Genomic DNA, 19,610 nt, shown 5'->3' on the forward strand with positions numbered 1-19,610 from the left:
GCGTCCGACGCCGCTGTCGGACCGAGCCGTCCGACGGCGTCGTCGGACCCGCAGAGAGGCGGAGGGTGCATGAGCGCCGTCACCAGCAGGACCAGCAGCACGTCCCGGACCCGAGGCCGCCGCACGCGTGCCCGCGCGGGTGCGGCGGTCGCCGCCCTCTCGGTGCTCGCGCTGACCGCGGCGTGCGGCTCCGGTGGCGGCGGCGAGGGCTCGTCGGACGGCGGCGGCACGACCGAGCTGACGATGGCCGTCTGGGGCGGTGACACCGACAAGGCCGCGTACCAGGCGCGCATCGACATGCTCGAGGAGGAGCACCCCGACATCCAGGTCACCCTGCAGCTGATCCCGTCGGACCAGTACGCGCAGAAGGTGCAGACCATGATCGCCGGCGGCGACGGCCCCGACATCATGCAGGTGGCGGAGAACGTCAACGTCTACTCCTCGAAGAGCCAGATCCTCCCGCTCGACGAGTACGTCGCCGAGGCCGGCCTCGACCTGGAGGAGCGGTTCGGCCCCGTCGGCACGCTCTACTCCTACGAGGACAGCGTCTACGCGATCCCCGACCGCTCCGGCGCGATGATCACGTACTACAACAAGGACCTCTTGGACGCGGCGGGCGTCGCCTACCCCACGGCCGACTGGACCTGGGAGGACGCGCGCGACGCCATGCAGAAGCTGACCGTGCCGGGCCAGCAGTGGGGCTACGGCGGCGCGGGCTGGTGGGCGCAGTGGTGGAGCCTGGCGTACCAGAACGGCGGCGCGATCATCGACGGGTCCGGCGCGCCGACGGCTGACTCGCCCGAGGTCGTCGAGGCCCTCCAGTGGGCCAACGACCTCACGTTCAAGGACCACGTCTCGCCCACGCCCGCCGAGTACGCGGACATGGGGCCGGACATGGGCGGCGACCCGGCGTTCGTCGCCGGCAAGGTCGCGATGAACACGACCGGCTTCTGGGCCATCGGCGGCCTCAAGGACGCCGGCTTCAACTGGGACATCGCGCCGTTCTGGGGCGGGGAGGAGAAGGCCGTGACGGCCTTCGGCTCCGGCCTGGCGATCTCCCGCGACAGCGACGCGCCGGACAGGGCGTTCGAGGCGATCGACTTCCTCACGGACGCGAAGGCGCAGGAGGTCATCATCGACATGGCCCAGGACGTGCCCGCGAACCTCGAGGTGCAGAACTCCGACGCGTTCCTCAACCCGGAGTGGGCGACGACGCCCATCAACATGGCGGCCTTCGGCGAGTCGGCCGACCACATCTACCGGGCGCCGTTCATCCCGGAGTGGAACGAGATGCAGCAGGCCTTCACGGACAACCTCGAGACGTTCTGGAACACGGGCGGCGACGCGAAGAGCGCGCTGACCGCGGTGCAGTCGCAGCTCGAGTCCGTCGTGCGGACCGACGGCTGATGACCGCCACCCTCGGCGAGGCCCTCGGGGCGGTGCGCGACGCGCGCCGCCCCGGGGCGGCCGGCCGCCGTCCCCGTCGTGGCGCGCCCCGGCAGCGGCTGACCCGCCGCGGCCGCCAGGAGGCCGCGTGGTTCTGGCTGTTCATCTCCCCGTGGGTGATCGGGTTCCTGGCGTTCCTGCTGGGCCCCATGATCGCGTCGGTCTGGTACTCCCTCACCGACTGGGACTCCTTCACCGCCCCCGAGTTCGTCGGGCTGGACAACTACGTCCGGGCGCTGACGGAGGACCCGATCTTCTGGAAGGCGCTCTGGAACACCCTGTACTACGCGGCCGTCTCCGTGCCGCTGGGCATGGCCATCGGCCTGTACCTGGCGAACCTGCTCAACAAGCAGGTCCGGTTCCGCAAGCTGTGGCGCACGCTCATCTACCTGCCCACGCTGGTGCCGCTGGTGGCCACCGCGATGGTCTTCAAGATGGTGCTCGCGCCGTCGGGGCCCCTGAACGACCTGCTCGGCGTGTTCGGGATCTCCGGTCCGCAGTGGCTGCTCGACCCGAACTGGGTCAAGCCGGCGCTCGTCGTGCTGTCCGTGTGGGGCGCCGGCGGTGCCACGGTGCTGCTGCTGTCCGCGATGAACGGCATCCCGCGGGAGTTCTACGAGGCCGCGGAGATCGACGGCGCGGGGCCGGTCCGGCAGTTCTGGGCGATCACGTTCCCGCAGATCACGCCCGTGCTGTTCTTCAACCTGGTGATGGGCCTCATCGGCGCGTTCCAGATCTTCTCGCAGGTGTACATCCTCACCGGCGGCGGGCCGAACAACTCGAGCCAGACCGTGGTGCCGCTGCTGTTCCGCGAGGCGTTCGAGTTCTACCACTTCGGCTACGCGTCGGCGATCGCCTGGCTGCTGTTCGTCGTCATCATCGGCTTCACCGCCATCGCGTTCGGCACGTCGAGGAAATGGGTCTTCTACGAGACGGAGGTGCGGTGATGGCCGCCACCAGCCAGCTGCCCGGGCTGTCCAGCACGGGTCCCGGCCTCGCCGGTGCCGCCGCCTCCACCGGGGGCGAGCCGCGCGGCCGGGTGCCCGCGCCGATCCTGCGGGCGTTCCGCGCCCGGCCGTCCACCTACGCCGTGCTGCTCGTGGTGTCCGCGCTGCTGTTCACGCCGTTCGTGCTCATGGTCTCGATCGCGCTGTCGAGCGACCGGACGACGGCCGCCGGCGCGTTCACGATCCTCCCCGGCGAGTGGAACTGGCAGAACTTCGTCGACGTGTTCACCACGGACCTGCCCACGGGCCGGTTCCTGCTGAATTCGGTCATCATCGCGACCTTCTCCGCGCTCGGGCAGGTCCTGTCGAGCTCGCTCGTCGGGTACGCCTTCGCGCGGCTGCGCGCCCCGGGCAAGAACGCCGTCTTCGTCGTCGTCATCGCCACGATGATGATCCCCGCGCAGATCACGATGATCCCGCAGTTCGTGCTCTTCAAGGAGCTCGGCTGGGTGAACACGTTCCTGCCGCTCATCGTGCCGAACTTCTTCACCAACGCCTTCAACGTGTTCCTCGTGCGGCAGTTCGTCACGCGGCTGAGCAACGAGATCGACGAGGCCGCCCAGGTCGACGGGCTCGGCTACTTCGGCATCTACCGGCGGATGATCCTGCCGATGCTCACCCCCGTGCTCATCGCGATCGGGATCTTCACGCTGACCGCCACGTGGGGCGACTTCATGGGGCCGCTCATCTACCTCAACAACGAGGAGGACATGCCCCTGGCGCTCGGCCTGCAGTACATGACGTCGACGACGAACGACCTGCAGACCCCGCCGTGGAACCTCGTCATGGTCGGCTCCATCGTGCTGACGCTGCCGATGATCGCCGTGTACTACCTCGGCCAGAAGTACCTGTACGAGATGAACCTCAACGGCGGGAGCGCAGGGGTCAAGTGAGCACCGACGTCCTTCCCGACGACCTCCTCGCCGAGGACCTGTCGTCGGACGGCGGGCAGGCGTGCGCCGGCGCGGTCCCGTCCGGCGCGGTCCCGTCCGTCGCGCTCACCGCCGCGGGCCTCGTCGTCGACGGCGAGCCGCAGGTCCTGCTGTGCGCGTCCCTCTTCCCGTTCCGGCTGCCGCGCGAGGAGTGGGCGGCGCGGCTCGCGCAGGTGCGGGCCTCGGGCTACCGGGCCGTCGACGTGTACGTGCCGTGGAACTTCCACGAGCTCGCGCCGGGCCGCTGGGACTTCTCGGGGCGGCGGGACGTGGGGGCGTTCCTCGACCTTGCCGCCGACGCCGGGCTCGCCGTCGTCGCCCGTCCCGGCCCGTACATCTGCTCGGAGTGGGACGGCGGGGCGCTGCCGGCGTGGCTGACCCTCGAGGACGGGCTGCGGCTGCGGCAGGCCGAGCCGCGGTTCCTGGCGCACGTGCGCCGGTGGTGCGAGCAGGTGCTGCCCCTCCTCGCGGCGCGGCAGCACGGGCGCGGCGGCTCCGTCGTGGCGGTGCAGCTGGAGAACGAGCTCGACTTCTTCGACACGGACGACCGCGCCGCGTACGTCGGGGCGCTGCGGGACCTCGCGCGGGAGCACGGCGTCGTCGTCCCGCTGGTCGCGTGCGCCGGGCAGGGGGACCTCGTCGGCGCCACGGGTGACGTCGAGGGCGTCGTGCCGGCGTTCAACTTCTACCCGTCCGACCGCTCGCCCGCGGTCGAGGCGGAGGTGCGCGCCTACGCGGACCTCGTCGCCGCGCGCGGGCTGCCGCTGCTGGTCACCGAGACGAACCGCGACCACCGCACGCTGCGGCGGCTGCTCGTCAGCGGCGCCCGGCTGGTGGCGCCCTACCTGCAGGCGTCGGGGTACGACTTCGGCTGGATGCCGTCGGTGGGCAACTGGGGCGACCCGGGCGGCCTCATGACGCACGACTACGACTTCGGCGGGTACGTCTCGCCGGTCGGCGAGCTGCGCCCGGGCCATGCGGCGGCGCGGGTCCTGGCGGCGGTCGTGGAGGCGTACGGGCCGGCGCTCGCGGCCGCGACGACGCACCCGTCGGACCTGCCGGTGGTCGTCGACGGCCCGACGGCGTCCTCCCCCTCGGCGCTGCACCTCGTCGGGGGCGGCTCCCTCGTCGGGCTGCCCAACCTGTCCGACGACGAGGTCGTCGCGCACGTCGGGCCGGTGGCCGGCCTGCCCGTCGCCGCGGTGCGGCTGCCCGCCGCGTCCTGCCCGCTGGTGACCGTCGGGCGTCCGCTCGACGCGCACGGGCTGCCGGGCACGCTCCTGCTGGCGACCGCCGACGTCGTCGCGCTCGGGCCGGACGGGGTCGTGCTGGCCTCGGCCGTGCCGGCCGTCGTCGGGCTGGGCACGTCCGCCGTTCGGGCCGGCGACGAGCGGCCCGCGGTGGAGGGCGCGCGGGTGCTCGGCACGTCGGACGCCGCCGGGTCGGGGGTGCTCGTCGAGCTGCCCGCCGGTGAGCGGGGCGTCCGCCACGAGGCGCGCGTCACGGTCGGGGCGACGACGTGGCCGCTCGTCGTCGTGCACCCGGACGACGTCGGCCCCGGCGGCGTGGCGGAGACGGGGACGGCGGTGCCGGGGGCGGGGGTGGTCGACGTCGGGAGGCAGGACGTCGACGCCGAGCCCCGGCGCCTGACGGCCGCGCGCCGGCTCGTGCCGCCGCCGCCGCCCGCGCCCGTGCGGCACACCCGGGCACCGCGGTCGGAGGAGGTCGGCGTCCACCGCGGCCGGGTCCACCTGCGGACCCGGCTCGTGCGGGACGGTGCGGACGCCCTGCTGCTCGAGGGTGCGGGCGACCTCGTCGACCTGTCCCTCGACGGCCGCGCGCTGCCGACCCTCGCCCGGTTCGGGGCGACGGCGGTGGTCGACCTGCACGGCGAGGCGGACGCGGTCGACCTGGCGGCGACCGTCGAGACGTGGGGGCACCCGAACTTCGACGACGCGCGGCTGCCGGGCCTGCGGCTCGGCTCGCTGCGCGGGCTGGGCGACGTGTGGCGCGTCGTCGGGCGCACGGACGTCTCCGCGCTGTGGACCGTGCACGGCGACGCGCAGTGGGCCGGCGACCCGGCGCCGCTGCGGACGCTCGGCGGCTGGAGCAGCACGCGGGTCGGCCGCGAGGTCGTCTACCGGCGGGCGCTGCCCGTCGCGCCGGACGCCAACCACGCGCTGCGGCTGGACGGCGTGCCCGGCGCGGTCGTCGTGCGGGTCGACGGGCACGAGCGGGTCGTGCACGCCGTCGACCCCTGGCTGCACCTGGCCCCGGGCGAGGGCGCGACCGTCGAGGTCGTCCTGCCGCACACGCCCGGTGCGCTGGGCGGGGCCGAGCTGCTGCGGCTGGCGCCGGTCGAGGGCTGGGACGTCGTGCCGGAGGACGACGAGGCGATCGTGGCCGCCGTGCGGGCAGCGGTACCGGCCGCCCCGCCGGAGGGACCGGGCGCGGACGTGTTCCCGGTCCGCCCCGGGCCCGGCGAGGAGGTCTGGCTGGAGCTGGACGTGCCGACCGGCACGGGCTGGTCGTTCCGCCCCGAGGGCGAGCAGGTGCGCCTCACCGTCGTCGCCGGCGACGAGGGCCTCGGCCGGGTCTGGCTCGACGACGCCGCCCGGCCGCGGCTCACCGGGGGTGACGGGGGCCGGATCTGGCTCCCCGCGGCATGGAACACCGGTACTGTCCGGCTCATGGTGCGAGGGACCGCAGGGGGGCCGTCGCCGGTGCTGCACGCGCTGGTCGCGTCGCCGGTGCCACCGCCGTCCGGCCCGTGATCACCTCGCGCCGCACGGCTCGGGACATCCGCAGCGACTCCCGGCTGGCGGTGCTGCACGCCCTGCTGTCCGCGGGCGAGGCCAGCCGCAACGACCTCGCCCGCGCGACGGGGCTCAGCACCGCCACCGTCGCCACGGTCGTGTCCGAGCTGCTCGCGGAGGGCCTCGTCGTCGGCGCGGGACGGGACCGCAGCGGCGTGGGCCGCCCCAGCACGAGCCTGCGGATCGACGGGTCGCGCGGCGCCATCCTCGGCGTCGACGTCGCGGAGACGTACGTGCGGACGGTCGTGTTCGACGCCGCCCTGGCTCCCGTCGGCCGGTTCGAGGTGCCGCTCGACGAGCACGAGAACCTGCCCGGCTACGTCGTGGACGGCGTCGGCCGGAGCATCGACGGCGCCCTCGGGGAGGCCGGGGTCGAGCGGTCGCGCGTCCTCGGCGTCGGGGTCTCCCTGCCGGGGCAGGTGCTGCCCAACGCGGGCGTGTCGGTCTTCGCACCGAACTGGGACTGGCGGGGCGTGCGGATCCTGGACCTGCTCCGGGCACGCGTCGACCTGCCGCTGGTCCTCGACAACCCGCTGAAGGCCATCGCGACCGCCGAGCTGTGGTTCGGCGCGGGGCGGTCGGTGCGCAGCCTGGTGACGATCAACCTGGGCACGGGCGTCGGGGCCGGCATCGTCCTCGACGGGCGCATCCTGCGCGGGGTGTCCAACAACGCGGGCGAGTGGGGGCACTCCCTGCTGGTCCTCGACGGGCGGGAGTGCCGGTGCGGCCGGCGCGGCTGCGTCGAGGCGTACGTGGGGGCGCGGGGCATCCAGCAGACGCTGGCGGAGATCGACCCGGAGCACCCGCTGCTCGCGCTCGGGCACCAGCGCGACTTCATCTCCGCCGTCGCCGCGGGCCTCGACGAGGACGCGTCCGGCCCGCTGGCCGAGCTCCTGCGACGCACGGGCCGCTACCTCGGCGCGGGCGTCGCGGACCTCGTCGCCATCCTCAACCCCGAGCGGGTGACGCTCACGGGGTGGACCGCCTGGACGCTCGGCGAGCACCTCATGGCCCCGACGAACGCCGAGCTGGCCGTGCAGGCCCCGCTCGGCTCGGCCAGCGACGTGACGCTCGACGTGTCCACGGTCCGCGGCGGCTCGGTCGCCCGCGGCATGGCGACCTTCGCCTTCGAGCGCTTCCTGGGCGACCTCGGCCTGCTCAGCGTCGACCGCTGACGCGCCGGCGCGGCCCGGCGTGCGCGCCCGCCCCCTGCGTGCGTCGGACGCGGCCCGGACCGGGGGACGTCAGGTGGTGGCCCCCGGTCCGGCGGCCCTGCGCCGACGTCGGGCGGCGGACCGGGGCGGCGTCCGGCGCATGTGGTCGCGCGCGCGGGTGAGGATCTCCGCGAGCGTCTCGACGTCCTGACGGGTCAGCGGCGCGAGGAGCAGGTCGTCGACGACGCCGACGTGGCCGGGCAGGACGTCGGCGAGGACCGCCCGTCCGGAGTCGGTGATGGACACGGTGACGCTGCGCTCGTCGTCGGGCGCCGGGGCGCGGGTGACGAGGCCGCGCCGCTCCAACGTCTGGGCCTGGTAGGTGAGCCCGCTGCGGCTGTAGACGACCCCGTCGGCGAGGTCGGTCATCCGCCGGCTGCCCCCCGGTGCGTCCCCGAGCGTGGCCAGGAGCTGGAACTGCACGTAGCTCAGCCCCGCCACCTCGCCGAGCTGCTGCTCCACGGCGTGCCGCAGCAGGCTGCTGGCCTCGATGAGGGCGAAGTAGGCGCCGAGCTCGGTGGCGTCGAGCGACCGTGCGGTGGAGGTCATGGCACGAGCGTATCGAAGCTTCGGCTTCGAACCACTTGCTACGGATTCGAAGCACGAGTACGGTGGCTGCAGGCGCTTCGAACTAGAAGCACCATATCGCTCACGACGAGGGAGAAGACCATGAAGGCAGTGCGTTTCCACGAGACCGGCGGCCCCGAGGTCCTGCGCTACGAGGACGCCCCCCAGCCCGTTCCCGGTACCGGGCAGGTCCGCGTCCGGGTCGCCGCGTCGGCCTACAACCCGGCGGACGGCGGCATGCGGGGCGGCTTCCTGCCGATCCCGATCACCCTCCCGCACGTGCCGGGCTACGACGTGGCGGGCACCGTCGACGCGCTCGGCGACGGCGTCGACGGGCTCGCGGTGGGCGAGGCCGTCGTCGGGTTCCTCCCGATGGCGTCGGACGGGGCGGCGGCTGAGTACGTCGTGGCGCCGGCCGAGGCGCTCGTCCCGGCGCCGACGCGGATCCCCCTCGTCGACGCGGCCGGGCTCCCCTCGGTCGCCCTCACGGCCTGGCAGGCACTGTTCGAGGCCGGCGGGCTGGAGGCGGGTCAGCGCCTGCTGGTCAACGGGGCGGGCGGACCCGTCGGCGGGTACGCCGTCCAGCTCGCCGCGCACGCGGGGGCGCACGTCGTCGCGACGGGCAGCCCCCGCAGCGCCGCCGCCGTGCGCGCGGCGGGTGCCGACGAGGTCGTCGACCACACGACGACGTCGCTCCTCGAGGCGGTGGCCGAGCCCGTCGACGTGCTGCTGAACCTCGCCCCGATCGGCGCGGACGACTTCACGGCGCTGGTGGCGCTGGTCCGCGACGGCGGCGTCGTCGTCTCCACGACCCCGATGGTCCCGACGCCCGGCGACGAGGCGCGCGGGGTCCGGGCCGAGACCGTCTTCGTCCACCCCGACGCGGAGGTGCTGTCCCGGCTGGTCGCCCGGGTCGACGCCGGGGAGCTGCGGGTCCAGGTGGCCCGGCGCGTGCCGCTCGCGGAGCTGCCGGCCCTGCACGCGGAGGCGGAGGCCGGCGGGGTGCACGGCAAGGTCGTCGTCGTGGCACCCGGCGCGTGAGCGACCGCACCGACCCGGCCGCGGCGCACGCACCGCGGCCGGGTCAGCCCGCCCGACGCATGGGGACGTGCGGGATGCCGTCCTCGTGGAACGCGGGCCCGTCGACGACGAACCCGAAGCGCGCGTACCAGTCGGCCAGGTGGGCCTGGGCGTCGAGCACGACGTCGACGCCCGGGGCCCGCTGGGTGCACCGCGCGACACCGAGCCGCATCAGCCGCGAGGCGACGCCCCGCGACCGCGCGGACGCCGCCGTGGCCACCCGGCCGATGCGCTGCGTGCCGTCCGGGTCCCGCAGGACGCGCAGGGTGCCGAGCACCTCGTCGCCGGCCGCGGTCCACAGCAGCTCCGCGTCCGCCTCGGCGTCCCGTCCGTCCAGCTCGGGGTACGCGCACTCCTGCTCGACGACGAAGACGTCCACCCGCAGCCGCAGGAGCCGGTAGAGCGTGCGGGCGTCGACGTCGTCGAGCGTCGCGCGGTGGTCGGTCAGGGGCGCGTCGAGGGGCAGGTCGGGTCCGGGCACGCCCCGGGACGGTACCCGCGCGGCCTCCGCGACGGATCCGCCGCTCAGCCGACGGCGACCCCACGGTCCGCGAGCATCTCGCGAGCCAGCGGCACGACCCGGGTGCCGTAGAGCTCCACCGCGCGCATGAGCCGGCTGTGCGGCATCGGCCCGCTGGAGTACTTGAGGTCGAACCGGTCGACGCCCAGGGCGGCCACCGCGTCGGCGATGCGCCGGGCGACGGTCTCGGGGCTCCCGACGAACAGCGCCCCGCCCTCGGCCTCGGCGTCGAACTCCGCCCGGCCCATGGGGGGCCAGCCGCGCTCGCGGCCGATGCGGTCGCGGTTCGCCTTGAAGTGCGGGAACAGCAGCTCGCGCGCCTCGTCGTCGGTGTCGGCGACGAAGCCGGGGGAGTGCACGCCCACGGCCTGCCGCCCCGTGCCGATCTGCTCGGTGGCCCGGTGGAACAGGTCGACGTAGGGGGCGAACCGCGCGGGCGCGCCGCCGATGATCGCGAGCATGAGGGGCAGCCCGTGCCGGGCGGTGCGCACGACGGACTCGGGGCTCCCGCCCACGCCCACCCACACCGGCAGGGACCCGCGCTCCGTCGTCGGGAAGACGCGCTGGTCCGTCAGCCCCGCGCGGGTCGTGCCGGACCAGGTGACCGGGCCCTCGTCGCGCAGCCGGACGAGCAGGTCCAGCTTCTCCTCGAACAGCACCTCGTAGTCGGTCAGGTCGTAGCCGAACAGCGGGAAGGACTCCGTGAAGGAGCCGCGGCCGACGGTGATCTCCGCGCGCCCGCCGCTGATCGCGTCGATGGTCGCGAAGCGCTGGTAGACGCGGACGGGGTCGTCGGAGCTGAGGACCGTCACGCCGGAGCCGAGCGTGATCCGCCGGGTCCGCGCCGCGACGGCCGCGAGCACCACGTCGGGGGCCGAGACGGCGTAGTCGTCGCGGTGGTGCTCGCCGAGGCTGAGGTGGTCCACGCCGACCTCGTCGGCCAGGACCCCCTCCTCGACGACGTCCCGGACGACCTGGTGGGCCGGCACCGGCCGGCCGTCGTCGTCGACCGTGACGTCGCCGAAGGTGTCGAGGCCGAAGGTGACGGTCCGGGGCTGCTGCGCGGTGGGGTCGCTCATGGCCCGATCAACGAGCACGCCGCACGCGGTGTTCCTGTGGGTGCCCTGTCCGCGCCGGCGCCGGCGCCGGCCCCGCCGGGCGGGTGTCGGGGGGCGGGGCTAGCGTCGGCGGCGGACGCGGCAGGACGACGACGCCGCCCGACGAGAGGAGCCGGCCGTGGCCGATGCCGATGACGTGACGCAGTCCGCCGAGAAGGACCCGTCGGACTGGACGACGGGGGACGAGCCCATGACGGGCCCGCAGCGCAGCTACCTGCACACGCTGGCGCGCGAGGCGGGCGAGGAGGTGCCGGACGACATCACGAAGGCGCAGGCCTCCGAGATGATCGACCGGCTGCAGTCGGCGACGGGGCGCGGCGCGTCCTGACCCTCGCCCTCGGGCTCCGAGGGCCCTGCGCCCGAACGGCCGTCGTCCCCCCGCGGGGCGGCGGCCGTTCCTCGTCTGGGGACGGCCCACGGCGGCCGCCGGACAGACCCTTGACACGGACGTGTGAACGGCAGACTTCCGCTGTGCGGTTACGACGTCGTAAAGTGCGCGTCAGCAGCATTACGACGTCGTGAGCGCGGTGCACGGGCGCGCCGCCGCGGGAGGCACGGCGCGGTGCCGGTCCCCGACGTGAGCGGACGGCGATGAGAGGCGAATCGATGGCGATGGGATCTCGACAGGGGACGACCGGGCTGCGGCGACGCCGCGGCCGGCAGGCCGTGGCGGCCACGGCGGCCGTGGCGATGGGGGCGGCGGCGCTGCTCGTCGCGCAGCCCGCGGCGGCGGACGCGATCGGCGCCGACCCGTGGGTCGCGGAGGTGCCGAACAACCCGGTGCAGGACGTCTACCGATTCACGGTGCCCTCCGCGGCGGTGACCGCGGCGACGGGCATCGCGGGCGGCCAGACGGCGGTCGAGGGCAACTTCGGCCCCGGCAAGGCGTGGACCACGTACAACATGGGCGCCAGCGGGGCGAACCTCACCGCGACCTTCGGCCCCTTCAGCCGGGCCTGTACTACTACCAGTACGCGACCCGCCCCGCCGCAGACCAGGACGCGGTCGCCTTCCGCAACCCGGCGGTCGCGCAGGAGGTCACGTCGAAGCCGACGCTGGCCACGCTCTTCGTCCCCGGGCCGGGGGCGGAGTGGCTCGCGGACGCGCCCGGTGGTGGTGAGCTGGAGACGTTCTCCTACGGCAAGGCGCCGCGCAGCGGGGGGGAGGCGGTCGTGTGGACGCCCCCGGGCTACGACGAGGACCGCGCGGAGCCCTACCCCGTCCTCTACCTGCTGCAGGACGAGGGCCAGAGCCCGCGCGAGTGGGCGGAGCTCGGCCGGCTCGAGCAGATCATGGACAACCTGACGCTCGGCGGCGACGCCGAGCCCATGGTGGTCGTCATGGGTGACGCGGGCGTGTCCGACCGCGTCTCCCGCGTGACGAAGGACCTCTTCCGCGACACCGAGCGCGCGTACAACGTCGCCACCGACGGCGAGGAGCGGGCGATCGCGGGCATCGGTCGCGGGGCCGCCCTGGCGGTGGAGAGCCTCGTCGAGAGCCCGCGGGACTTCTCCGCCGTCGGCGTCTTCTCGGGCGGCTACGACGGCTCGATCCGGGACAGCAAGGTCCGCAAGATCAACGAGTCGACGGACGTCCTGCGCCTGTACGCGGGCAACGTCACCGACCCCGCCTACGACGACACCGTCGCTCTCGCGGCGTCGCTCACGACCGCAGGTGTGGAGTTCCAGTCCGACGGCTCCGACCCGACCACCGGCGGGACCTGGGACACCTGGCAGAAGAACCTGCACGACTTCGCCCAGCGTGCCTTCCGTGACGCGGTCGACGACGGCCCGAGCGAGGGCCACCTGCCGCTCGTCCCGTACACGCCGCCCGCGGCCGGCACGACGCCGACGCCCGTGGTGGGCGAGAACGGCGTGGTGACCTTCGAGCTCGGCGCCCAGTACGCCGACGCCACCGGCGTCACCGTCTGGGCCAACTTCGGCCCGGCGGGGAGCTGGCCGCGGACGCCGATGGTGCAGCAGGCCGACGGCTCGTGGCGCCTCTCGCTCGTCGTGCCCGGCGGCTCGTACTACGACAAGTTCGTCGTCGACGGCGTGGACCTCAAGGACCCGACCAACCCGACGAAGGTGACGTCGGAGCCCACGTGGAGCACGTTCACGGTCGAGGGCGACACCCTGCGCGGCCGGTACACCTCCGAGGTCCCCGCGGCGGCGCAGGGCGAGGTCAGCGTCATGACCTACACGAGCACCGCCGGTGAGCAGCAGCGGCAGGCGTACGTGTGGACGCCCCCGGGCTACGACGCGGACCGCGCCGAGGCCTACCCGGTCTTCTACCTGCAGCACGGCGGCGGGCAGACCTGGACGGACTGGGTCGAGGTCGGCCACATCGACCGCATCCTCGACAACCACCTGCAGGACGGCACGATCGTCCCGATGGTCGTCGTCATGGCCAACGGGAACGCCGTGGACTTCCCCCGCGAGGTCACCGAGCGCATCGTGCCGACGGCCGAGGCGCAGTACAACGTCAGCACCGAGGGCGACCAGAAGGCCCTCGCCGGCCTGTCGATGGGCTCCGGCGCCACCCTGAGCACGCTCTGGGCGCACCCGGGCGACTTCGCGTACATCGGAGCGATGTCGGCCTTCGGAGCGGTGCCGGCGGGCGCCGACGTCGCGGCCATCAACGAGGGGACGAAGCTGCTGCGCGTGTACAGCGGCGACGTGCAGGACTTCACCTACGGCGCGACGCTGCAGCTCATCTCGTCGATGACCACCCGGGGCGTGGAGCACGAGTTCGCCCCGATCATCCCGGGCCCCCACAGCTGGGACGTCTGGCAGAAGTCGGTCATCGACCTCCTGCCGCGGCTGTTCGTGGACGGTGCCGGGGCCTGACGCCCCTCACCTCCGCCCCGGTGCGGCCGGCAGGCACGTCCTGCCGGCCGCACCGGCCCCGACGGCGCTCCTCGGTGCCCACCGCACCACCGCGCTCGTCACCGCACGACCGCAGGACGTCGACGTGCCCCAGCGCTCGTCGACGACGAGCCGCCGTGCGACGGCTCGCCCACCGTTCGAGGGAGAACAGTGATGTCAGCTCTGCACCCCAGCCGGGCCGTCGCCGGGTCGGGCCCCGCGACCGGACGTGCGTCCGGCCGTCGGACCGCCCGCCTGGTCCTGGTCACCGGCGTCGGCGCCGCGCTCGCGCTCGGCGCCGTTCCCGCGACCGCCATGGCCGACGACCACGTCGACCTCACCCCCGGCCCGACCGTCGTGGCCGACCCGGGGTCGCCGACGGGCTACACCGGGCACTTCGTCCTGCACGAGCCCGACGCCGAGAGCGTCCGCTTCGTCGCCGACATCAACCTGCGCAGCTGGGAGGACCCGGCGGACCCGACCGTGTACTCGCCCTTCGACTACCGGCCCGGGCTCATGCGCGGCGGCGGTGCGTACGAGGTCGAGATGACGGAGGTGGAGGACGGCTGGTGGGTCACGGAGGTGCCCCTGGCCGCCGGCGCGAACCAGTACTGGTTCTACGTCGACGGGGACACGAGCCTCTGGGTGACCGATCCCGCCAACTCGCCGGTCTACGCGCCCGACGGCCTCACGGGTACCGCCCGCCGCGCGTTCAACAAGGTCAACGTGCCCTACGACCCGGAGAAGCAGGACTACGCCCCGCTGGCGGCACGGGCGGTGGAGAAACCCCCGGCCCGGCTCGGCGAAGGGGACGTGGAGCTACGTCCCGATCCAGGTGGCCGGTGCCGAGCGCACCGTCGGCGTCTACCTGCCGCCCGGCTACGACCCGGAGCGGCGGCAGCCCTACAAGACCATCTACATGCAGCACGGCGGCGGCCAGGACCAGTCCGACTGGCTCAACATCGGCAGCGTCCCGGTCATCATGGACAACCTGCTGCAGGACGGGCTGACGGAGCCCGCGGTCGTCATCACCACGGCGACGAACTACCTCGGGGACCCCGCCCAGGGCTACCCGAACCTGCGCGACGTCGTCCTGCCGTTCGTCGAGAGCACCTACAACGTCTCGACGGACGCCGACGACCGCGCCTTCGCCGGGCTCTCGATGGGCAGCATCGCCACCCAGAACATCATCAACCACGATCCCACACTCTTCGGGTGGTACGGGCCGTGGAGCGGCGGGGCCCGGCTCGACCCGACCACGCCGGACCTGGCGACGCCGTACATCCTCTTCGGCGGCGGCGCGTGGGACTTCGGCCTGCCCAACGCGGCCGTGGTCGAGTCGTACGACAACGCGCTCGTCGAGAACGTCGTGGTGAGCGGGGCGCACGACTTCAACGCGTGGAACCAGCTCTTCACGATCTTCGCCCGTGACTACCTGTGGCAGCCGGACGCCTTCGTCGCCCCGTACCTCGAGCGGACGCAGGCCGAGCTGGACGCGCTGCAGGCCGAGCGGGCCGTCGCCGGACCGGTGTCCTTCCTGCTCGACGGGCACCTGTCCGCCGCCACGCGGATGGCGGACCGCGGGAAGACCACCGCGGCCGTCGTGCAGCTCGAGCGGTTCCTCGGCCGTCTCGACTCGCCCCCCGGGCCGTCCAGCCGGGTGTCCGAGGAGGCCGACGCCGAGCTGCGGGAGCGTGCCGAGACGCTCATCGAGAACCTCAGCCAGGAGCGCTGAGCGCGGGTCCACGCGGAGGGGTGCGCCGACCAGGGGGCGGCGCACCCCTCCGTCGTCATGACAGGGTGACGGACATGGACGACGAGGTCGGCAGCATCACGGACGTCCCCGGGGTGCGCGTGGGCCACGTGCAGCGGGTCGGCGACGGGTGGCTGACCGGCGTGACCGTGGTGCTGCCCCCGCCGGGCACGGTCGGCGGGGTCGACGTGCGCGGCGGCGGACCCGGCACGCACGAGACCGACGCGCTCGACCCCCGCACGCTCGTCGCCACCGTCGACGCGGTCGTCCTCACCGGCGGCAGCGCCTACGGCCTCGTCACCGCCCACGGCGTGCAGCGCTGGTGCGCGGAGCAGGGGCGGGGGTTCCCCGTCGGCCCGCGGCCCGACGAGGTCGTGCCCATCGTCCCGGCCGCCGCCGTGTTCGACCTCGGCCGCGGCGGGCGGTTCACGGCCCACCCCGACGAGGCCATGGGCTACGCCGCCGCGGTCGCCGCCGGCGCGCAGCCCGAGCACGGGACGGTCGCGCGCGGCACGGTCGGCGCGGGCACGGGCGCGGCGATCGCCGGCGGCCGGTTCAAGGGCGGGGTGGGCACGGCGTCCGTCCGCGTCACGGTGGACGGGCCGCAGGGGCCGCGACCCGTCGTCGTCGGCGCCATCGCCGTCGTCAACGCGGCGGGGGCGCCGCGCGACGACGCTGCCGGCGCGAGGACCGCGGTCCCGGCCGCCGCGGCGGAGGCAGGAGGCGCGCTCGCCGCCGCACCCCTCAACACGACCATCGCCTGTGTCGTGACGGACGCGGCGCTCGACCCGGCGGAGACGTCCCGGACCGCGACCGCCGCGCACGCCGGCCTCGCACGGGCCCTCAACCCGGTGCACACCCTCGTCGACGGCGACACCGTCGTCGCCCTCGCCACCGGCGACGTCCCGCTGCCCGCACCGCGCCCGGAGCGGGTCGGTGCCCTCGTCGCCCTGCACGCCGCCGCGGCGCACGCGCTGGAGGCGGCCGTCCGCGACGCCGTGCGCTCGGCCACGCCCGTCCGGACGCCGGCCGTCGACCTGCCCGTGTGGCCGGGCGGTCCCGCCGTGGACCCCGGGAGGGGGACCGGCGGCGGGACCACCCCGGGTCACATGTCGCGGTAGCGGCGCGCGGCGCCGAGGGCCTCCTGCAACCCCGCGACGTCCAGGCGGACGCCGTAGCCGGGCGTGTCGCGCTGGATGCGCCAGCCCTCCGACAGCGGCTGGAGGGTCACGGTGTCGAAGCCGAGCTCGTGGATCAGCGCGGCGACCTGGCCGACCGCATCGGTGTCGTCCCCGGCGACGACCAGTGCACGGCGGCCCGCGGGCTCGTCGGGCTGGGCGTGCTCGAGCAGGTGCGAGGCCATGATGTGGTTGAAGGCCTTGACCACGCGGCTGCCGGGCAGGTGGGCCTGCAGCAGCTCCGCGGTGGTGGTGCTCTCGTCGTCGAGCTCGGCGATCTGGCCGTCGCGCTGCGGGTAGTAGTTGTTGGTGTCGACGACGACCTTGCCCACCAGCGGCTCGGCGGGCACGGACCCGATCGCCTTCAGCGGGATCGTCACGACGACGAGGTCGCCGGCGGCCGCCGCGTCCTGCGCCGTCGCCGCCCGGGCGCGCGGGCCGATGTCTGCGACGAGGTCCGCGAGCGTCTCCGGCCCGCGGGAGTTGGAGAGCACGACGTCGTACCCGTGCTGCGCGAAGAGCCGCGCGAGGGAGGAACCGATGTGGCCTGCGCCGATGAACCCGATCGTGGTCATGGCGGCCCCAACGTCACCCGACAGGGGTCGTGTTCCCGCAGGGTCGCGCCGCTACGGTCCCGGCATGGACCCGGTCCGGCCGGCTCGGCCGCTCGTCGTCGCCCACCGCGGCAGCTCCTCCGTCGCCCCGCAGAACACGCTCGCCGCGCTGGAGGCGGCGTGGCGCGCCGGCGCCGACCTGGTGGAGGTCGACGTGCAGCGCACGCGCGACGGCGCGGTCGTCGTGCTGCACGACGACGACGTCGACGCGACGACGGACGGCACCGGGGCGGTGGCCGACCTCGACCTGGCGCAGGTGCGCGCCCTCGACGCGGGGGCGTGGTTCTCGCCGGCGTACGCCGGGCAGCGGGTGCCGACGCTGGCCGAGGTGCTGGCCTTCCTGGCCGACCGGCCGGGCATCGACCTGCTGCTCGAGGTCAAGGGCACGTGGGACGAGGACGCCGTGCGCGCGGTGACGGAGCCGGTCCTGGCGGCGGGGCTCGGCGGGCGGGTGCTCGTGCAGGGGTTCGACGAGGGGACCGTGGCGGCGCTCGCGGCGGTGGCACCCGGGCTGCCCCGCGCGCTGCTGGTGGCCGAGGTGCCCGACGACCTCGTCGAGCGGTGCCGGGCGCTGGGCGTCGTGGCGTGCAACCCCGGCGCGCTGGCGCTGGCCGCGCGGCCGGACCTCGTCGGGCGTCTGCAGGCGGAGGGGTGGCGCGTCATGGTCTGGACGCTCGACGAGCCCGAGGACTGGGCGGCCGCGGTCGCGCTCGGCGTCGACGCGGTCATCACCGACCGGCCGGACCGCCTGCGGGGCTGGCTGGAGGGGCGGGCGTCGTCGTCCTCCTGAGCCCCCGCCGAGGACCGGCGATCTCCCTCGGCGAAAACCCCTTGGCGTCCCCGCCCGACGGACGTACGGTCGAGGCACACGGAAGGGAGGTGGTCCTGAGGTGAATTCTCATAGGACGCGTGAGGTGGCTGCCCGCTAGTCGCCCGAGCACTCGGACGGATTGTCCCGATCCGCCGTGCCCCGCCGGACCGTTCCGGACGGGCGCAGCGAATCCCCGGCAGTCACCGCAGCCCGTGGGCGCCGTGGTCTCGTCCTCCACGGCAGGTCCCCGTCAGGGGAGCCAGCCCACGGGCTGTTGCCTGCCCGCGTGCGAGAGTGGGGCGCATGGCTCTGAAGACCCCCGCCCAGATCGAGGAGATGCGGCCGGCCGGACGGTTCGTCGCCTCCGTGCTGTCGTCGCTCCGGGACGTGGCCCGCGTCGGCATGACGCTGCAGGACCTCGACGACCACGCGCACCGCATGATCGACGCCGCCGGCGCCCGCTCGGTGTACCTGGGCTACCACCCGTCGTTCGGCGCCATGCCGTACCCGGGGGTGCTGTGCACGTCCGTCAACGACGCGGCCCTGCACGGCCTGCCGTCGGACCGCGTGCTCGAGGACGGTGACGTGCTGAGCATCGACTTCGCGGCGGAGCTCGGCGGCTGGGTCTGCGACTCCGCGCTGACGGTCCAGCTCGGCACGACGACGCCCGAGGCGCAGGAGCTCATCGCGACGACGGAGCGCGCGCTCGAGGCCGGCATCGCGGCGGCCCGCGTCGGCGGGCACATGGGCGACGTCTCCGCGGCGATCGGCCGCGTCGGGCACGCGGGCCGCTACGGCATCAACACCGACTTCGGCGGCCACGGCGTCGGCCGGACGATGCACGAGGAGCCGCACGTCCCCAACGACGGCCGCCGCGGCTCGGGCATGCGGCTGAAGGCGGGGCTCGTCGTCGCCATCGAGCCCTGGTTCATGGCCGGCGGCCGCGACTACGTCATCGACCCCGACGGCTGGACGATCCGCTCCGCCGACGGGTCGCTCGCCGCGCACGCCGAGCACACCGTCGCGCTCACCCCGGAGGGGCCGCTCGTCCTCACCGCCCGCGACTGACGGCGTCGCGGGGCAGGATGGCCGGGTGACCAGCACCCCCGAGCCCTACCGCGTCATGACCGTCTGCACCGGCAACATCTGCCGCTCGCCCATGGCGGAGGTGGTCCTGCGCGAGCGGCTGCGGGAGGCGGGGCTGGCCGACCGGGTGCTCGTCGACTCGTCGGGCATCTCGGACGAGGAGAACGGCAACCCCGTCGACCGGCGCGCCCGCCAGGTGCTGCAGGCGCACGGGTACCCGGTGCTCGAGGGGCACCGCGCGCACGCGGTGGCCACCAGCGAGGTCGTGGAGCGGGACCTGCTCCTGGCCATGACGGCCCAGCACGCGAAGGCGCTGCGGCACCTGGCCGACCACGCCGGGGCCGAGACGACGAAGGTCCGCATGCTGCGCAGCTTCGACCCCGACGCCCCGCGCGTGGAGCCCGGCGGCCGCGAGTCCCGGCTCGACATCGCGGACCCCTGGTACGGCGGCATCGAGGACTTCGAGGTCACGCTGCAGGAGGTGGAGGCGGCCGCGGACGGCGTCGTGGCGTACGTGCGCTCGCAGCTCGAGGCGCGCGACGCGGGCGGCGGCGCCTGACCGTGGCGCCGCCGCCGCCGACGTCGCAGCCGGTCCCGCCGC

17 protein-coding genes are annotated in these 19,610 nt (G+C 74.6%); 13 read left to right on the forward strand and 4 right to left on the reverse strand.

Annotated features, from left to right (window positions below):
• Nucleotides 1-69 precede the first annotated feature (69 nt).
• Genes AC2TDM_RS00245 through AC2TDM_RS00265 form a run of 5 tightly spaced genes read left to right on the forward strand, consistent with a single transcriptional unit; the run spans nucleotide 70 to nucleotide 7,376 of the window.
• Nucleotides 70-1,407 carry an ABC transporter substrate-binding protein gene (locus tag AC2TDM_RS00245; RefSeq protein ID WP_484635436.1) on the forward strand — a complete coding sequence of 446 codons (1,338 nt, stop codon included), beginning with the start codon at nucleotides 70-72 and terminating at the stop codon, nucleotides 1,405-1,407.
• Nucleotides 1,407-2,393 (forward strand): carbohydrate ABC transporter permease, encoded by a 987-nt coding sequence (locus AC2TDM_RS00250; RefSeq protein ID WP_484635437.1) that lies wholly within the window; start codon nucleotides 1,407-1,409, stop codon nucleotides 2,391-2,393. The genes AC2TDM_RS00245 and AC2TDM_RS00250 overlap by 1 nt, the downstream gene beginning before the upstream one ends.
• Nucleotides 2,393-3,346 (forward strand): carbohydrate ABC transporter permease, encoded by a 954-nt coding sequence (locus AC2TDM_RS00255; RefSeq protein ID WP_090034282.1) that lies wholly within the window; start codon nucleotides 2,393-2,395, stop codon nucleotides 3,344-3,346. Before AC2TDM_RS00250 ends, AC2TDM_RS00255 begins: the two co-directional genes overlap by 1 nt.
• Complete coding sequence (locus AC2TDM_RS00260) at nucleotides 3,343-6,159, forward strand: beta-galactosidase (RefSeq protein WP_484635438.1); 2,817 nt, start codon at nucleotides 3,343-3,345, stop codon at nucleotides 6,157-6,159. The genes AC2TDM_RS00255 and AC2TDM_RS00260 overlap by 4 nt, the downstream gene beginning before the upstream one ends.
• A complete protein-coding gene (locus tag AC2TDM_RS00265; protein WP_484635439.1) occupies nucleotides 6,156-7,376 on the forward strand; it encodes an ROK family protein in 1,221 nt (406 codons plus the stop codon). The genes AC2TDM_RS00260 and AC2TDM_RS00265 overlap by 4 nt, the downstream gene beginning before the upstream one ends.
• Before the next feature lie 69 nt (nucleotides 7,377-7,445).
• Here AC2TDM_RS00265 and AC2TDM_RS00270 read toward each other — a convergent pair whose 3' ends face one another.
• The gene (locus AC2TDM_RS00270) at nucleotides 7,446-7,964 is read right to left on the reverse strand and encodes a MarR family winged helix-turn-helix transcriptional regulator (protein WP_484635440.1); all 519 of its coding nucleotides are present in this window, start codon (nucleotides 7,962-7,964) and stop codon (nucleotides 7,446-7,448) included.
• A gap of 120 nt (nucleotides 7,965-8,084) precedes the next feature.
• On the opposite strand from AC2TDM_RS00270, the gene AC2TDM_RS00275 reads away from it, so the two are divergent.
• A complete protein-coding gene (locus AC2TDM_RS00275; RefSeq protein ID WP_484635441.1) occupies nucleotides 8,085-9,023 on the forward strand; it encodes an NADP-dependent oxidoreductase in 939 nt (312 codons plus the stop codon).
• A 43-nt stretch (nucleotides 9,024-9,066) separates the two neighbouring features.
• Here AC2TDM_RS00275 and AC2TDM_RS00280 read toward each other — a convergent pair whose 3' ends face one another.
• Complete coding sequence (locus AC2TDM_RS00280) at nucleotides 9,067-9,543, reverse strand: GNAT family N-acetyltransferase (RefSeq protein WP_484635442.1); 477 nt, start codon at nucleotides 9,541-9,543, stop codon at nucleotides 9,067-9,069.
• A gap of 44 nt (nucleotides 9,544-9,587) precedes the next feature.
• Entirely contained in the window at nucleotides 9,588-10,661 is a 1,074-nt protein-coding gene (locus AC2TDM_RS00285) for an LLM class flavin-dependent oxidoreductase (RefSeq protein WP_484635443.1), read from the reverse strand.
• A 157-nt stretch (nucleotides 10,662-10,818) separates the two neighbouring features.
• On the opposite strand from AC2TDM_RS00285, the gene AC2TDM_RS00290 reads away from it, so the two are divergent.
• The 4 genes from AC2TDM_RS00290 (at nucleotide 10,819) to AC2TDM_RS00305 (ending at nucleotide 16,441) form a co-directional block, all read left to right on the forward strand.
• Complete coding sequence (locus tag AC2TDM_RS00290; RefSeq protein WP_090034277.1) at nucleotides 10,819-11,028, forward strand: DUF3072 domain-containing protein; 210 nt, start codon at nucleotides 10,819-10,821, stop codon at nucleotides 11,026-11,028.
• Between the two features lie 559 nt (nucleotides 11,029-11,587).
• Nucleotides 11,588-13,549 (forward strand): alpha/beta hydrolase, encoded by a 1,962-nt coding sequence (locus AC2TDM_RS00295; RefSeq protein WP_484635444.1) that lies wholly within the window; start codon nucleotides 11,588-11,590, stop codon nucleotides 13,547-13,549.
• Nucleotides 13,550-14,402: 853 nt separating this feature from the next.
• Nucleotides 14,403-15,302 (forward strand): alpha/beta hydrolase, encoded by a 900-nt coding sequence (locus AC2TDM_RS00300; RefSeq protein ID WP_484635445.1) that lies wholly within the window; start codon nucleotides 14,403-14,405, stop codon nucleotides 15,300-15,302.
• Nucleotides 15,303-15,376: 74 nt separating this feature from the next.
• A complete protein-coding gene (locus AC2TDM_RS00305) occupies nucleotides 15,377-16,441 on the forward strand; it encodes a P1 family peptidase (RefSeq protein ID WP_484635446.1) in 1,065 nt (354 codons plus the stop codon).
• Here AC2TDM_RS00305 and AC2TDM_RS00310 read toward each other — a convergent pair.
• Nucleotides 16,426-17,073: an NADPH-dependent F420 reductase gene (locus AC2TDM_RS00310; RefSeq protein WP_484635447.1), complete on the reverse strand. Its 648-nt coding sequence runs from the start codon at nucleotides 17,071-17,073 to the stop codon at nucleotides 16,426-16,428. The two genes, AC2TDM_RS00305 and AC2TDM_RS00310, sit on opposite strands and share 16 nt — an antisense overlap.
• A 64-nt stretch (nucleotides 17,074-17,137) precedes the next feature.
• Here AC2TDM_RS00310 and AC2TDM_RS00315 point away from each other — a divergent pair, with 64 nt between their 5' ends.
• The 3 genes from AC2TDM_RS00315 (at nucleotide 17,138) to AC2TDM_RS00325 (ending at nucleotide 19,568) form a co-directional block, all read left to right on the forward strand.
• Nucleotides 17,138-17,902 (forward strand): glycerophosphodiester phosphodiesterase, encoded by a 765-nt coding sequence (locus tag AC2TDM_RS00315; RefSeq protein ID WP_484635448.1) that lies wholly within the window; start codon nucleotides 17,138-17,140, stop codon nucleotides 17,900-17,902.
• Between the two features lie 324 nt (nucleotides 17,903-18,226).
• Nucleotides 18,227-18,991: a type I methionyl aminopeptidase gene (gene map / locus AC2TDM_RS00320; protein ID WP_484635449.1), complete on the forward strand. Its 765-nt coding sequence runs from the start codon at nucleotides 18,227-18,229 to the stop codon at nucleotides 18,989-18,991.
• A 55-nt stretch (nucleotides 18,992-19,046) separates the two neighbouring features.
• A complete protein-coding gene (locus AC2TDM_RS00325) occupies nucleotides 19,047-19,568 on the forward strand; it encodes a low molecular weight protein-tyrosine-phosphatase (protein WP_484636493.1) in 522 nt (173 codons plus the stop codon).
• The last annotated feature ends 42 nt before the right edge of the window (nucleotides 19,569-19,610 follow it).

It is taken from the genome of Cellulomonas sp. plas2 (genome assembly GCF_057221735.1).

What these genes read in the sequence shown, in the direction of transcription:
- AC2TDM_RS00245 (WP_484635436.1), top strand. Translation starts at nt 70, where the DNA reads ATGAGCGCCGTCACCAGCAGGACCAGCAGCACGTCCCGGACCCGAGGC.
- AC2TDM_RS00250 (WP_484635437.1), top strand. Translation starts at nt 1,407, where the DNA reads ATGACCGCCACCCTCGGCGAGGCCCTCGGGGCGGTGCGCGACGCGCGC.
- AC2TDM_RS00255 (WP_090034282.1), top strand. Translation starts at nt 2,393, where the DNA reads ATGGCCGCCACCAGCCAGCTGCCCGGGCTGTCCAGCACGGGTCCCGGC.
- AC2TDM_RS00270 (WP_484635440.1), bottom strand. Translation starts at nt 7,964, where the DNA reads ATGACCTCCACCGCACGGTCGCTCGACGCCACCGAGCTCGGCGCCTAC.
- AC2TDM_RS00275 (WP_484635441.1), top strand. Translation starts at nt 8,085, where the DNA reads ATGAAGGCAGTGCGTTTCCACGAGACCGGCGGCCCCGAGGTCCTGCGC.
- AC2TDM_RS00285 (WP_484635443.1), bottom strand. Translation starts at nt 10,661, where the DNA reads ATGAGCGACCCCACCGCGCAGCAGCCCCGGACCGTCACCTTCGGCCTC.
- AC2TDM_RS00305 (WP_484635446.1), top strand. Translation starts at nt 15,377, where the DNA reads ATGGACGACGAGGTCGGCAGCATCACGGACGTCCCCGGGGTGCGCGTG.
- AC2TDM_RS00310 (WP_484635447.1), bottom strand. Translation starts at nt 17,073, where the DNA reads ATGACCACGATCGGGTTCATCGGCGCAGGCCACATCGGTTCCTCCCTC.
- AC2TDM_RS00315 (WP_484635448.1), top strand. Translation starts at nt 17,138, where the DNA reads ATGGACCCGGTCCGGCCGGCTCGGCCGCTCGTCGTCGCCCACCGCGGC.
- map (WP_484635449.1), top strand. Translation starts at nt 18,227, where the DNA reads ATGGCTCTGAAGACCCCCGCCCAGATCGAGGAGATGCGGCCGGCCGGA.
- AC2TDM_RS00325 (WP_484636493.1), top strand. Translation starts at nt 19,047, where the DNA reads ATGACCGTCTGCACCGGCAACATCTGCCGCTCGCCCATGGCGGAGGTG.